The organism is Synechococcus sp. O70.2, from assembly GCF_047462135.1.
In the GTDB taxonomy this organism is placed as follows: domain Bacteria; phylum Cyanobacteriota; class Cyanobacteriia; order Thermostichales; family Thermostichaceae; genus Thermostichus.
Window position 1 is genome coordinate 244,728 of the sequence record NZ_JANSIS010000002.1, and the last position, 14,621, is coordinate 259,348.

The 14,621-nt window shown below is 60.5% G+C and carries 11 protein-coding genes; 7 read left to right on the plus strand and 4 right to left on the minus strand.

Annotated features, from left to right (window positions below; all coding sequences use genetic code 11):
• The first annotated feature begins 10 nt into the window (after window positions 1-10).
• From NW812_RS03730 to NW812_RS03740, 3 genes are all read left to right on the plus strand, one after another.
• Window positions 11-814 (plus strand): DUF2993 domain-containing protein, encoded by an 804-nt coding sequence (locus NW812_RS03730; protein WP_414394174.1) that lies wholly within the window; start codon window positions 11-13, stop codon window positions 812-814.
• A gap of 458 nt (window positions 815-1,272) precedes the next feature.
• On the plus strand, window positions 1,273-2,343 hold the full coding sequence (locus NW812_RS03735) for a 3-deoxy-7-phosphoheptulonate synthase (protein WP_414394176.1): 1,071 nt from the start codon (window positions 1,273-1,275) through the stop codon (window positions 2,341-2,343).
• 140 nt (window positions 2,344-2,483) lie between these two features.
• Complete coding sequence (locus NW812_RS03740) at window positions 2,484-3,065, plus strand: tRNA-(ms[2]io[6]A)-hydroxylase (RefSeq protein WP_414394178.1); 582 nt, start codon at window positions 2,484-2,486, stop codon at window positions 3,063-3,065.
• 815 nt (window positions 3,066-3,880) lie between these two features.
• On the opposite strand, the gene NW812_RS03745 is transcribed toward NW812_RS03740, so the two are convergent.
• Window positions 3,881-4,999, minus strand: coding sequence for a hypothetical protein (locus tag NW812_RS03745; RefSeq protein WP_414394179.1), 1,119 nt, complete (start codon window positions 4,997-4,999; stop codon window positions 3,881-3,883).
• Between the two features lie 213 nt (window positions 5,000-5,212).
• On the opposite strand from NW812_RS03745, the gene NW812_RS03750 reads away from it, so the two are divergent.
• Together NW812_RS03750 and murI are read left to right on the plus strand one after the other, a co-directional pair.
• Window positions 5,213-7,021, plus strand: a complete 1,809-nt coding sequence (locus NW812_RS03750; protein ID WP_414394181.1) for an N-acetylmuramoyl-L-alanine amidase — start codon at window positions 5,213-5,215, stop codon at window positions 7,019-7,021.
• 70 nt (window positions 7,022-7,091) lie between these two features.
• Window positions 7,092-7,970 (plus strand): glutamate racemase, encoded by an 879-nt coding sequence (murI, locus tag NW812_RS03755; RefSeq protein ID WP_414394182.1) that lies wholly within the window; start codon window positions 7,092-7,094, stop codon window positions 7,968-7,970.
• Between the two features lie 41 nt (window positions 7,971-8,011).
• Here murI and NW812_RS03760 read toward each other — a convergent pair whose 3' ends face one another.
• On the minus strand, window positions 8,012-9,226 hold the full coding sequence (locus NW812_RS03760) for an argininosuccinate synthase (protein ID WP_414394184.1): 1,215 nt from the start codon (window positions 9,224-9,226) through the stop codon (window positions 8,012-8,014).
• Window positions 9,227-9,382: 156 nt separating this feature from the next.
• Between NW812_RS03760 and NW812_RS03765 the strand changes: the two genes are divergently transcribed.
• On the plus strand, window positions 9,383-11,302 hold the full coding sequence (locus tag NW812_RS03765) for an FAD-dependent oxidoreductase (RefSeq protein WP_414394186.1): 1,920 nt from the start codon (window positions 9,383-9,385) through the stop codon (window positions 11,300-11,302).
• 15 nt (window positions 11,303-11,317) lie between these two features.
• Here NW812_RS03765 and secF read toward each other — a convergent pair whose 3' ends face one another.
• Complete coding sequence (gene secF / locus NW812_RS03770) at window positions 11,318-12,283, minus strand: protein translocase subunit SecF (protein WP_414394187.1); 966 nt, start codon at window positions 12,281-12,283, stop codon at window positions 11,318-11,320.
• Entirely contained in the window at window positions 12,280-13,626 is a 1,347-nt protein-coding gene (secD, locus tag NW812_RS03775) for a protein translocase subunit SecD (protein WP_414394188.1), read from the minus strand. The genes secF and secD overlap by 4 nt, the downstream gene beginning before the upstream one ends.
• 161 nt (window positions 13,627-13,787) lie before the next feature.
• Here secD and NW812_RS03780 point away from each other — a divergent pair, with 161 nt between their 5' ends.
• On the plus strand, window positions 13,788-14,618 hold the full coding sequence (locus NW812_RS03780; RefSeq protein WP_414394190.1) for a hypothetical protein: 831 nt from the start codon (window positions 13,788-13,790) through the stop codon (window positions 14,616-14,618).
• Window positions 14,619-14,621: the final 3 nt, after the last annotated feature.

A 14,621-nucleotide genomic window follows, 5' to 3' on the forward strand; every position in this document is an offset into this window, starting at 1 on the left:
GGCGGCAAGGATGGAGATCCTGGCAACCTTAGTGGCCTTGCTGGCCGCCTTGGGGGCAGGGGCAGGCTATTGGGCAGAGCAGGCAGCGCGCCAAATGCTCCTAACCCAGCTGGATAAAGCAGAGGTTTTGGAGGTACGCATCCAGAGCCAGCCTAACTACCGCCTACTCAATGGCCAGGCGGAGCGCCTTCTAGTTGCCGGGCGGGGGCTGTACCGGGCACCCTTTCCGCGCCTGGAGCTTCTGGAGCTGGAAACCGACCCAGTCGCTATCGACCCTGCTTTTTTCCAAGGAGCTCCTTTGCGGCTGAGACAGCCCCTGCAAGCAGCATTTCAGGTCGTGGTGCGTCAGGAGGACCTCAATGCTGCTCTCAACTCGCCTGAGGTGCTCAGGCAGTTTCAGCGGATCCAGGCAGATCTGCCCTTGGGGGGGGGCGGGAACGAACCCCGCTATTTTGAACTGCGCCAGCCGCGCGCCAAGTTTTTGGAGCCTGACCGCCTCCAACTTGCCGCTCTCTTGGTGGAGAAAGACGGCAGCAGGGATCAGGCAGTTGAGGTAGTGTTCAACGCCGGGATCCAGGTGGAAGAGGGACGCAGGTTGCGGCTCCAGGAGCCAGAGTTTGCCATCGGCTCGGTGCGGGTTCCTGACGAGATCACCCAGGCGTTCTTGGGAGGACTCAACAAAGTGTTTGACCTGCAAGAGCTGGAAGAGCTGGGGATCCAGGTGCGGGTACTGAAGCTGAAGATAGCCGCTGACCAAATGCAGGTCATTGGGTTTGTGCGGGTTGAGAGCTTGGAGGCGCTGACGGGATCCTAGCGGGGATCCCTGCTTATCCCCCAGGCTTGGGGCGTGTCTACCCGCCGAGATGGGCTGATGGCCTCGGTTCCTGCCAGGCTTGCGGGGCTCTTGCCGCTACGGCCTTGTCAGACTGCAGCAGCGGAAGGCGGCTCCTCGTTTTCTGATGGGGAAGCCTGGGAGCAGCCTAGAACCTAAACCTGCCTTGGCAAATTCGGTTTCTTTTCGGGTATACTTTCGCTATACTCGTCTCATCCGTCAGATTTCGAGTTCCTTGCTCTGGAAATGACCTGGCGCGCTACCTTTTTTGGCTACTTTACCTTTCCCTGGCGGCAACCAGGGCGGAAGGGTGGCGCGTAAACTCAGAAGCTAAGTTTACTCGAGTCCGTCCTGAAGCCCTGGGCCTAGAGCCAGGGCTTTTTTGATGGCTCGGTGGTTTAATCCCTCACTTGCATTGCAGCAATAAGGACGACGGTGCTATGCCCCCCCAAACCGACAACTGCAACATTCAAGAGGTAACTCCCTTGATCACCCCTGCTGCTGTCAAAGCCAAGCTGCCCCTCACGGAAAGGGCCGCCCAGGTGGTGCTCTCCACACGGCAGGCCATCCGCGACATCATCCACGGACGGGATCTCCATCGCTTGGTGGTAATTGTTGGACCCTGCTCCATCCACGATCCGGAAGCGGCGATAGAGTACGCCCATCGCCTCAAGCGGGTGGCCGACCGAACCCGCGAGCACCTGGTGATTGTGATGCGCACCTATTTTGAGAAGCCTCGCACCACAGTGGGCTGGAAAGGCCTCATTAACGATCCCCACCTGGATGGCTCCTGCGATATCGCCACCGGCTTGCAACTGGCCCGTTCCATCCTGCTGCAGATCAACGAGCTGGGCTTGCCCTGCGCCACAGAGATGCTGGATCCAGTGACTCCTCAATACACAGCCGATCTCGTGAGCTGGGCGGCCATCGGCGCTAGAACCATTGAAAGCCAGACCCACCGGGAAATGGCCAGCGGCCTCTCCATGCCCGTGGGCTTCAAGAACGGCACTGACGGGCGGCTGGAGATTGCCCTCAACGCTATCGTGTCCGCTAGCCACCCCCACAGTTTTCTGGGCATTGGCCAAGACGGCATGACGGCTTTGGTAAAAACCACCGGCAACCCCGACCGGCATATCGTGTTGCGGGGGGGCGGCGGCAAGACCAACTACGGGCCGGAAGATGTGGCGCGGGCGGCTTTGCTAATGAAGGATCAAGGGATCCCGCGCTCAGTGATGGTGGATTGCTCTCACGACAACTCCCACAAAGACTACCGCCGGCAGGGATCCGTCTGTCGAGCAGTGCTGCGGCAATACCAGGAAGGGCAGCGGGCTTTGATGGGACTCATGCTCGAGAGCAACCTCAAGCCGGGCAAGCAAACTTGGCAGAAAGGGGTACCGCTCCAGTACGGCGTCTCCATCACTGACGGCTGCATCGGCTGGGAGGAGACGGAGGAGCTCCTGGAGGAAATGGCGGCAACTGTGGCAGGAAAGACCTTGGCCCTAAGCCACTAAATGCCCCAGCCTTGTCCAGGGCTGTCTAAGCAGGGAGAGGGGCAACGCTAAGATCCAATTGTCCCTCTTCCCAAGCCCCTGGCGGAGAAGGGGCAGAGAAACTGTTCTTGACAAAACTTTTTTGCGCTTTTCTCGAACCTGTGGTTACCCTCCAACTGGCTTCCCCTACCTCTGCGGCCTGGATCGATCAGGCCATTCGTCACTTCGACCTCGTCTTGTTAGACCACGCCAACTGCGAGAAAAAAGCGGCGGGTAACGCCCTCAGTCTCCTCTTCCGCTACCCAGCCAACGGGCAGCTGGTGGAAGCTCTGTCGCCGCTAGCGCGGGAGGAGCTGCAGCATTTTGAGCGAGTCCATCGCCATCTGCAGCGGCTGGGGATCCCGCTTAGGCCTTTGCCAGCGGCTCCCTACGCCAGCCGCCTCAACCAGCACCTGCGCCGCCATGAGCCAGAGCGTCTTCTGGATGCACTGCTAGTGGCCGCTATCATCGAAGCTCGCAGCCACGAACGCCTAAGCCTGCTGGGAATTCACCTCCCCGATCCCGACCTGCGGCAGTTTTACCTCTGGCTGGCAGCGGCTGAAGAACGGCACTGGCAGTTGTATTTGGATCTGGCCCTGGCACAGTTCCCCGCCGACCAGGTGCAGGAGCGTCTGGACACCCTGCTGCAAGTAGAAGCCGAGATCCTCTCTACCCTCCACCCTGAGCCTCGTGTCCACAGCTAGCTCCAGTTCCAAGCGACACAGCAGCGGCTGGCCAGTTACAGCGGTGCTGCTGGTGCCACAGCTTGGAAGCTAGCACCCTAGAGGACAGCCACATTGACCTGGAGTGGCTTATCTGGCCCACGGTGCCCGGTGGCATTGGCTGCGTCAGTTTACAGAGCCGATCACTGCTGGGGTATTTGCGGGTGAGTCACCCTTGGTTTGAGGTGGGCAAACTAACGCGCCAGTTGATCCGAGATCTCGCCCTCTGGGTAGTAGCCAGTTTAGCCTGGGTGAGGGGAATCGGCAACAGTTGGAAGTTGGTACTCCAGAGGCTGCCTAAGAATGAATGCAACCTCCACCCTCAGGATCCTGCCAGCAGTAAGATAAGACGAGGATCTCAACTAGCCAGCACCCCTTTCTGCAGGGAGGGGGATGGAAAGCCAGGTCGGCTCCTGCCTGAGTCATGCTGTTTAAATACACCCACCTCTTGCTGTTGTCCCTCCAGGGAGCCGCTGTGCAAATGAGACCCACATAATTCACAACGATTTTCAGGGCATTTTAGGATCCCCAATATTTGTACTACAGCCCTACAGATTGCCACCATCTATCACAGCAACAGAGTTTAATCCCAAGCGCCTGAATCTAGCCCCAGGACATTGACAGTACTGCGCAGGCGTTCTGAGAGAGATCTCCCATTAACCGAGGGTTTCTGGCTCTTTTCTAGTGCCCTCGACAAGTCTATTGGTCTACAGTCACTTTGAGCAAGATCTAAAGCCTTCGCTGCTGCGCCTCGACTCAGTCTTTTTCCCAAAAAAGGTGAGAAGATATGGCTTTTTTTAGCGATGCTTACTCGGTTCAAAAAGAGCATCGACCCAGAGGATAAATCTTGCTTGTAGAGACAACCAAGTCTCATTGTTCATGCGCAGCAGAAAAAAGACATACAAGCCCAATATGAACAAGACACACCAGTTTCCTAGGCTTTTGTAGGTTTGGACAATTTGGCTTTCGCTCCAACCAAACTCATAAACCAGGCGGTTCATATCCCCAGCAGCATCTCCTTGGCCGCCTAGTAGGGTTCCCCAAGGAATCGGGGCTAACCCTTGCTGAATAAGATGCCACTGCCAAAAGCTTTTCCAGAGGCTGCTGCTCGCGATCCCCAGCACGACAAATCGCAAAGAGTCCCATCGCCAACGATCTGGCAGGGGAAAATAAAAGCTGGCCATCAGAAAGGTGCTGAGATAAAATTCTCCTCCAACGCCGCTAAAGACAAACAACATCTCCCAGGTGCGATTGGGCATCAGCCAGGTCATGTAAAACTGCAATAGAGCAAGAAAGATGGCCAGCACCTGCAGCCACCCAATCCGCTCCTTGCGGGCTGACCAGAAGAGTAGAATCAGTAAAAAGAGGATTCCAAAATACACAAAGGGATCCCTCTGCGAGCTAACGCTTGTCCAGCCGATGGGCAGAGGCAAAGCCCGATACCCGCTCCACCAGGCGACGGTGGCATGGCCAAATTCGTGGATCCAAATGTGAAGAGGCAAATGCAACAACTGCAACAAGCCTATGTTGTTTACCATCAGGGCCACCACAAATGCAGCCGGGTAAGCCCAAGCGTTGACTGCCCAGTTATCGAAGGAAAACCGATCCCAACGCCGCCGGGAGCCTATTCTCAGTCTGCGTCGCCAGAGCAACTGGGAGCCAAGGAAAGCACAAATTTCCACTTGTTCCAGCCGTGGGATCCGCAGCTGCTTCAACATTAGAAAAAGCCGGGCGGTCACCACTTGAGGGGAGGGTTGTCCGGGAAGGGATCCCAGCAGGTAGATGTGCAGGGTGTTATCAGCAAAGCGAACTTGTGCAGGCCACTTTTGCCGCAGCAGCTCCAAGCGGACAACCTGCACAATCGCTTGACTATTACCGGCGCGGGCCAGAGAGAGAGGATCGGGTGGGCCTGTCACTGCCCTATGACTTGGCGAAATCTCAGGGGAAGGATCCCCACTATCCTCAGCTAGCTCCGCCGGCAGCAGCAAGAGGGCGCTCCCTTCAGGTCGCCTTGGGGGGAGGTTGGTATAGTTGAGGGCAGCAGGTAGGCAGAGTGGGTGGACGGTATGCCTGGCTTGGACAAGCGGGGAATAAGATGGGATCCCAAGCCGTGCTCCCTTTGGGGAGCAATGCTGCTGTGGGGCCTAGCTGGAGCGGGTCTATTTTCCCCCTTGCCCGTTCAAGCCCAACTGACTACCGTTACCGGTCTGTCTCGCATTGACCGCTGGCACTACGACCCGCAGCGGGGATGGCTGGAGGTCAACACCCAAGGAGAGGTGCGGCCTTTTCTGTTTGTGCTGCAAAACCCTCCTAGGGTGGTTCTGGATTTTCCCAACACCCTTTTTGGACGCGAGCCCCAAAGCCAGACCTTTCCAGGGCGAGTTACCTTGTTGGAGATCAAACAGCTCACCCCGACCATCACCCGCTTTGTCCTCCACCTGCAGCCGGACCAGCCCCTTAGCCTTGACCAACTGCAACTCCTTACCGCCAGCCCTTCCCGCTGGGCTGTTCAGTTCCTCCAACCCGAGCAACCCTCGCTCCCTGCCTCGCTATTTCCCCCTCCCCCTGGTTCCCAGGAGTCCACCGCCTCGTCCCCATCCTTAGAGCCGCCCCGTCGCCCTGAAACCAGACCACTCCCTCCTCCTGCAAGCTCCCGTTCCAGCCATCAGATCTTGGCCATCTCTCCCCAGGCGGAGGGCTTTTTCATTCGCACCCAGGGCAACCCTTCCACCACGGTGCGGCGCCTCTTCGATCCAAATCGGGTGGTTGTGGATTTTCTCAACACCACCCTTAGTCCTGCCCTCACCCAGCGGGTCTATCCTGTCAACCGCTTGGGGGTTTTGCGGCTGCGTGTTGGGCAATTCGAGCCTACGATTGCCCGCGTGGTGTTGGATGTGGATCCTTCCAGTGGGGATTGGGAGGCCCGCTACGACCCACAGCAGGGAGGAATCTGGATCCAGCCTGCTGGGGGTGCTGCCCAGGCCAGCCTTTTGCCTGATATCAGCCTAACTGATTCCCAAGGGCCGCTGGCCACCTTGCGCTCTGTGGAACTGCGGGGAAATCAGCTCATCATCAGCGCCGATGGGTTTATGTTCTACCGGGCTGGCTGGGATCCCGAAAGCGGCAGCTACCGCATCAACGTGGCACCAGCGCGCCTGCCCGAGTCCTTGCCGGATCCCGGCTTGCCGGTCGGGGGACCGGTGCAGCGGATCCGCCTTGTGCAGGAAGATGCCCGCACGGTCAGCATTCTGGTGCAGCCCGCCGAGGACTTCAATGTCTTTGAGCCCAATCCCGGCCAGGGATCCCGCCGCATCACTTTGGAGTTGCGTCCTCTAGGCGCTCCTTTTCCCACATCCCAGCCGCAGCCGCCTGCCCAGGCTTCCCGTCCTCGCCCAAGCCGGCCGGTTATTGCCCTGGATCCAGGCCACGGGGGACGGGATCCCGGTGCTGTTGGGGTAGATGGGATCTTGGAGAAGGACATTGTGCTCCTTGTGGCCCACCAGGTCCGACACCTGCTGCAGGAGCGGGGCTATGAGGTGGTGATGACCCGCACCGACGACCGTGAGGTGTTGCTGCGGCCGCGGGTGGATATAGCCGTGCAGGCCAACGCCACGCTGTTGGTGAGCATCCACGCCAACGCTCTGGATCGCTCCAGCGTCCACGGCATCGAGACCTACTACCTACGGCCGGATAGCGCCGAGCTAGCAGCAATCTTGCACCGCAGCCTGGTGCGAGCTACTGGCGCTGCGGATCGGGGGGTGCGACGGGCCCGCTTTTTCATGGTGCGGGAAACGCCCGTGGGCATGCCCTCGGTGCTGCTGGAGCTGGGGTATGTTACCAACCCCACGGAAGGGCGAAAGTTGGCCACCCCCGAATACCAGGCCGTTTTGGCGGGAGCCATTGCCGAGGGCATCGAGACCTTCTTGCGCAACCGCTAGAGCGTGCCGCCCGTCTCAAGGCAGGGTAGGATACAGCAGCTTAGGCCAAGGTAGTGAGGGAGGAAGGAGCATGCGTTGGGGGTGGACAAGAGAGCCAGATCCCAGTTGGCCAATTGGGGTGTTTGACAGTGGCCTGGGGGGGCTCACCGTCTGGCGGGCCCTGCGGCGGCAATTGCCCCAAGAGCGCCTTGTCTATTTTGCCGATACGGCGCGGCTGCCCTATGGGGATCGCTCGCCTGAGGAGATCTTGACCTTCGTGCGCCAGATCCTACGCTGGATGCAGGCGCAGCCGGTGAAAGTCGTGGTGATGGCCTGCAACACCAGCTCGGCGCTGGCCCTAGAGCAAGTGCAGCAGGAGTTTGCCCTACCCATCCTTGGCCTCATCCTGCCCGGCGCCCAGGCGGCCTTGGCCCAAGGATCCCGCATTGGGGTCATTGCCACGGCGGCTACGGTTAAAAGCCGCGCCTACTCCAAGGCCATCCGTGAGTACAGCGCCCTGGATCCCAAGCGCTTTCCCCAGCCTGTCCACTGCTGGGAGCAGGCCTGCCCGGCGTTTGTTCCCCTCATCGAAGCCGGTCAGTTGAACAGCCTCGAGCTGCAGCAGGCCGCCAAACGCTACTTACAGCCGCTTCTACGGCAGGGGATCGACACCCTTGTCTACGGCTGCACCCACTATCCTCTCCTTGATCCCCTGCTGAAGTCTCTGCTGCCCCCTTCGGTCAAGCGGGTGGATCCCAGCGTGGCCCTGGTGCGCTCGCTAGCCCGTGAACTCGGCCTCTGGGGTCTCCGCCGGCCCCCAACAGCACCCCATGACGAACCGCACCGCTTCTATGTCAGCGGGGATCCAGAGCGCTTTGCCCAGTTGGCCACCCCTTGGCTGGGCTTTCGACCTCAGGTGGAACAGGTAGAGTTGCCAGCCCTAGACGTCAACAACTTCCGCCGAACCTAGACAAGAACAGCCATCTGCTCGGGAACGCCGGCGGAATAGGCCTATCTCCCTTCGCGCCAGCGGTGAACCTCAGCCCAAACACGGGTAGGCAAGCCCCAAATGTAGATAAAGCCTTCGGCAGCTCGGTGGTCGAATTGATCCCCTTCCCCGTAGGTGGCCAGCTCTGGGTTGTAGAGGGAGTAAGGGGAACGGCGGCCCACGCAGACCGCTTGGCCCTTGTGCAGACGCATCCGCACGACGCCGGTGACGCTTTTCTGGGTGGTGCGGACAAAGGCGTCAAGAGCCTCCCGCAGCGGCGAATACCAAAGGCCGTTGTAGATCAACTGGCTGTAGGTGGTCTCGATGCCGTACTTGTAGTGGAGGACCTCGCGGGGAAGGGTGAGGCTTTCCAGCTCGCGGTGGGCTTGAATGAGCACAGTTAGAGCGGGGCACTCGTAGATCTCGCGCGACTTAATCCCCACCAGCCGATCCTCAATCATGTCGATGCGGCCCACGCCGTGGCTGCCGGCCAAGGCATTGAGCCGCTCAAAGAGGACTCGGGGGCCAAGGCGCTGCCCGTCCAGCTCCACTGGGATCCCCTCTTCAAAGGCAATCTCCACATAGGCGGGTTCGTCGGGGGTTTGAGAAAGAGGCCGGGTGAGGGCATACACTTCCTCCGGCGGCTCTTGGTCGGCGTCCTCCAGGATCCCGGCTTCGACGCTGCGGCCTAGAATGTTGAGGTCGATGCTGTAGGGGCTGGACTTCTGCACCGGCATGGGGATCCCGTAGCGCTCCCCATAGGCAATGGTCTCCTCGCGGGTCATGCCCCACTCGCGCGCTGGGGCCAGCACCTTTAGCCTAGGGTTTAGGGCGGCAATGGCCAGGTCGAAGCGCACTTGGTCGTTGCCTTTGCCGGTGCAGCCATGGGCCACTGCGTCGGCACCCACTTCCTCTGCCACCTCCACCAGGAGCTTGGCAATCAGGGGTCGGGCTAGGGCAGTGGAGAGAGGGTAGCGCTGTTCGTAGAGGGCGTTGGCCTGGAGGGCGGGGAAGGCATAGTCGGTAATTAGGGTCTGGACAGCCTCCCGCACCAGCGATTGCTCTGCCCCTGCCCTAAGGGCCTTGGCCTGGATGGCCTCCAGCTCTGCTCCTTGCCCCAGATCCACCGCCAGGGTAACCACCGATTCCACCCCCCACTCGTGTTTGAGGTAGGGGATACAGACGGAGGTGTCAACGCCGCCGGAGTAGGCCAAAACCACCTTCTTTGCCCGTCCCATAGTGCTGTGGATCCCTGTTGGAGACAAGTTGCTAGCCCATTATGCCCTGTAGCTTGCCCAGTCTGACCCCTGGGGGCAGCTTGTCGAGTATTCTCCTCATAGGCTTGGGATCGCTGTCTAAGCAGGTGTTGGCGCGGCGTGGGGGGTGGGGCTCCAGTGAGCAAGGCCAGCAGAGGGATCCGAGCAGCGCAGCGGAGACTTAGCCAGAAACGAGCTCTGGGACTGGGGATCCTGTCGCTGCTGAGCTTTGTGGCCGGGGCAGGGTTTGCCGCCCTCTCCCAGCCGGAAGGGGGATCCCCGCCGGAGCTGCCCCGTTTTACCGCCCACGGCTGGCCCCTGCTGGATCCCCTGCCGCAGCCGGAGGAGATCTGGGAGTGCGAGCTGGTGGTGGTGGGCGGATCTCTGGGGGGCGTGGCGGCAGCAGGCCAAGCCATGCGGGGGGGCGTGCAAACCTGCCTCATCGAGCTCACTCCCTGGCTAGGGGGGCAGATCACTTCCCAAGGGGTATCGGCCCTCGATGAGTCTCTCCTCATGCGGCAGCGGGGCAATTTTTCCCGCCACTGGCTGGAGTTTAAGGCCCTCATTGAAAGCCAGCCGGTGCATCTCCCGTCCTGGACAGGGATCCCGCCCGGCACCCGCGTGGCCAAGATCAACAGTTGCTGGGTAGGGAGCTTGTGTTTTCCGCCCCAGGCAGGTCTGCAGGCGGTGGATACCTGGCTGCGGCAGGCAGCTCAGCATGCTCCCCAGAGTCGCTGGGCCACCCAGACGGCTTTTAAGGGGGCCACCTTCAGCGCCGACGGCTCCCGGATTGAGAGCATTTATGCTGTGCAGCGACAACCACGGGATCCCAACTTCGTGCCGCCAGGACGGCTGTGGCGCGAATTGGTGAGCTGGTATAGCTGGCAGGAGACGGAAGTGTTTGCCAAACGGGTGCTGCGGCTACAGGCACCGCCGGGCCGTCCCTTCTTCGTCATCGACGCCACCGATACCGGCGAGCTGGTGGGCTGGGCTGGCATCCCCTACCGGCTGGGCTCGGAAGGGCGGGATCTAACCGGAGAGCCCAATGCCGCCCCGGCCAGCAACCCGGAGTGTACCCAGGCCTTTACCTTTCCCTTTGTGCTGGCCATCCGCGACGATGGCGGCCGCTCCCGCGCCGAGCTGGCCCAGCTGCAGCCGGGCTACTCCCGCGCCGAACACCGCCGCCAGTTTGACCTGGAGGGCTTTCCCACCTTCAGCGGCCGGAGCTTTTTCAACTATCGCCGCATCGTCAGCAAGGGCCGCACGGATCCCTTCTACGGCACCCCGGTTCCCGGAGATCTGACCCTGGTGAACTGGAACCGCGGCAACGACTGGGGGCTGATGAACCCGCCCCTGATCCTGACCGAAGAGCGGCTGGTGGCCTCGGGGCAGCGCCACAACTGGTTGGGGGGGCTGGACGTCTCCGCCCTCAAAGATGGAGAAAACCACGCCCTGTTGTTTGCCGAGTGGCTGATGGAAACCCAATCCCGGCCCGGCTATCCCCTCTCCCTGGTGTTTGCCGAAGACTCCTTGCTGGGCACCCGCTCTGGCCTCAGCCTCTACCCCTACATCCGAGAGGGGCGGCGCATCCTGGGGCGAGCTGCCTACGGCCAGGCGGAATTCATGATACTGGAGCAGGACATCCGGGTTGGCGCCAGCGGAGGGCGGGATTTCAGACCCACCGTTGTCGGGATCACCCACTACGCCATCGACATGCACGGCTGTCGCTACCGCAACTGGGAGCCCTCCCGGTCGGCCAGCTCCGCGCCGGTCAGCGAGTTTTCCGTTCGCCCCATTCTCATTCCCTTGGAAGCTTTGATCCCGCAGAAGGTGGATAACCTGCTTATTGGCGGCAAAGGGATCGCTGTCAGCCACATTGTTAACGCCGCTACCCGCACCCACTACGGGGAGTGGACCATCGGCTCAGCAGCTGGGCTCATTGTGGCCTGGTTGCGTAGCCAGGATCCCAGCTTGACCCCGGCCCAAATCGTGCCGCAGGGCAAGATGGCCGATTTGCAGCGCTACCTGGTTGCCCATGGACAGCGACTGCACTGGTAGGCCGCTGCTGCCGTCTTACCCCTCTGCGCTGGAAGGCACCTTTCTGCCATAGCGCCGCTGCCGCCACCACACCAGCAGGGGGCTGGCGATAAAGATGCTGGAATAGACCCCCAAGCTAAAGCCGATGAGCAAAGCAATCGCAAACCCCTTCAACGTGGCCCCGCCAAAAATGGCAATGGCCACCAGGGGCAGCATCGTCGTCAGAGTGGTGTTTAGGGAGCGGGCAAAAGTTTGGTTTAAAGACAGGTTCACCACCTCGGCAAAGCTGACCCGGCGGCTGACTAGACGCAGGTTCTCCCGGATGCGGTCGTAGATGACCACCGTGTCGTTGACGGAAAAGCCGATGATGGTTAGCAGCGCCACCACAAACAGGCTGTCCGCCTCCATGCCCGCCGTCAGGCCCAAAAGGGCAAACAGCCCTGTGGTCAACACCACATCGTGCAGCAAGGCCACAATGGCAAACACTGCGTAATCCCACTGAAAGCGCAGGGCCAGATACACCACAATGAGCCCAAAGGAGATGAGCACGGCCACGAGGCCGGAGCGCAAGAGCAAACGCCCCACCGTCGGGCCCACCGTCTCCACCAGCCTGCGCTCAAAGGATCCCACCCGCTGCCGCAGCGTGTCTTCCACTGCCAGGCGCTCTTGCTCCGTCAGAGGGGGCATGCGGATCAGGGCTTCCTGGCCCGTCTGGGTGTCCAGTTGGATGATGCTGGTTCCCAGACCATGTTCCTGCAGCGCCCGCCGCAGCTCGTCGGTGGTGACAGGCCGCTCAAAACGCAGATCCAGCAAGGTGCCGCCGGAAAAATCCAACCCCAGCCGCAGGGGAGTTCCCAGAGAAGCCAGGGAAAAGGCCATGCTGGCCAGCCCCACCAGCAAGACCGCCAAGGAAAGGGTAAACCAGAGCTTGCTGCGCCCGACGATGTCGAAGCGGTAGTCGAGCAACCGCGAGGATCCGCCTGCTAGCTCTTGCGCGGTCATGGTTGGGCCGCCTCCATGCGAACGCCGTAGAGTTCAGGTTTGCGCAGGGCAGGGATCCCCATTGCCGCCAACAGCAGGGTGCGGGTGCAGGTAATGGCCGTAAAGAAGCTTACCGAAACGCCAATAGCCAGAGTTACGGCGAAACCTTTCACCAGCCCCATCCCCAACCAAAAGAGCACGCCACAGACCAAAAGGGTGGTGACGTTGCTGTCGAGAATGCTGCTAAAGGCGCGGCTAAACCCTTCCGAGATGGACTTGTAGATGGACTTGCCCGCCCGCAGCTCCTCTTTGATGCGCTCAAAGATTAGCACATTGGCGTCCACCGCCATGCCAATGCTGAGAATGAAGCCAGCGGCTCCTGGCAGGGTCATGGTCACCCCCAGCAGTTGGAACAAAGCAAACGTACAGAGGGCATAGATGAGGAGAGCGATGTCGGCAATGAGTCCCGGCAGGCGGTAGTAGGCCACCATGAACACAAACACCAGCACCAGGCCGCCGATACCGGCATAGAGGCTGCGGCGCACACTTTCTTCTCCTAGGGTGGCCCCGACGGTGCGGTTTTCAATCACCTGAATTGGAACCGGCAGCGCCCCCGCTTTGAGCTTTATCGCTAGGTCGGTGGCAGTTTCCACCGTGAAATTGCCTGTGATCACCGCCGTTCCGCCAGTAATGCCAGTGCGGGCAAACTCCGGCCCCACGATCGGGGCGCTGATGAGCACCTCGTCCAGAAAAATCCCCAAGGGGCGATCCGTGCCAGCCAGCTCTCGGGTGACCTGGGCAAACTTCTCAGCCCCCTCCGGCTTAAACTCTAGCAGCACTTCCCAGCTCTGGGAGCCGCGGCGAGGGGCCTGGGGATAGGCGTTGCGCAGCAGATCCCCGGTGAGGCCGACCCCTTCAAACAAGGCTTCGGGGTTCTCTCCGGCTGTTACCTCCCCCCGTTCGTTGCGGGGCAGGGCGCTGACCGGAACTAGGCCCTTGCGAAATTCCAGCTGGGCTGTGTCGCCCAAAAGAGCAACCGCCCGATCCGGATCTGCTACCCCAGGCAGTTGCACGAATAGACGATCCCGGCCACTGATTTGAATCAAAGGCTCAGTCACCCCCAGGCCGTTGATCCGCTGCTGGATAACAGCCTCCACTCTCTGCATCACTTCGGGAGTAATCTCAGGCACCTCCTGCGTCGGCAGAGCTTGCAGGGTAAGCTGCGTCCCGCCTTTGAGGTCAAGGCCGAGGCGAACTTCTCGGCTAAAGCCCAAGTAGGTGAGAGCCACTACCACTGCTAGGATAAAGACTAGGCCTCGCAGGAGGGCAAGCCGATTGAGCCACGAAGCTAGGGATCTAGCCATACTGCCTAGTTAAGCGAGGAACACGGCCGCACTGGTCGGCAGGCCCAAAGTTTTGTAACGCTTTGAACTTCTCGATTTTACCCTAGACGGACTTAGTTGACGCTAGAAGCTGTTGCCAGGGGCAGGCAGTGTCCCAGATCTGCAAGGGAGGAAAAGTGAAGGTGAATTGGCGACGAACTTGCCCAGTGGCGGCGTTGCTTTCTATGCTCACCTTCTGCGGATCCCCTGCCTGGGCGGGAGAGTACTTCACGGAAGAGGTGACTCGCCCCAGCGTAGAAGTTATCCATGGCTGGCGAGAGGTGGTGTCCGGCACTCGGGTTACCATCACCAACACCAGTCCGGGCTCCTTTCGGGTGCCCCTGGAAATTGAGCTGGCGGATCGGGCTAGCTGCGAGCGGGCGGACTTGGTGCTGACCAACAAGAGCACCTTGCCGCTGGGATCTTTTCAAGATTGCATCCTTAATCTCTTTCCCTATCTGGATAAGTTCATCAACCAGGAGGTTGCCAGCATCCGGGTTACCCTAAAAGGGCCAAATCCCCTCCTGGAGATCCCTCTGACCGAAGCGGATCGGCTGATCCTGGCCCAGGTGGCCAACCAATCGCGGGAAGCGTTTGTCTTCTTTCAGCAGGAGCTGGCCCGCGTTTTGGAGCTCTTGAAGCAGCAAGGCGCCACCCCCCAACCCTCTGCCCCTGCAAGCCCAACGCCTGCGGCATCCGGACCCAACCCGGGCGAGTTGGTGATTGTGGGATCAATCCGCGAAGAGCGGGTAGGGGCTGGCAGTCGCCTGAGTGTGGAGGCCATCAACCGCAGCAACCGCACTGTCCTCAACGCCCGCGCCCGTTTTACCTTCTACCGTGGCGGAGAAGTCGTCGATACGCGCGTGGCCGCCTTTGAGCCCAGCAATGTACCTCCTGGCCAGAAAGCTTCTGCCAGCGTGCTGAAAACGGACGCCAACTGGGATCGGGTTACTGTTACCTTCCAGTGGCAGTAAAGC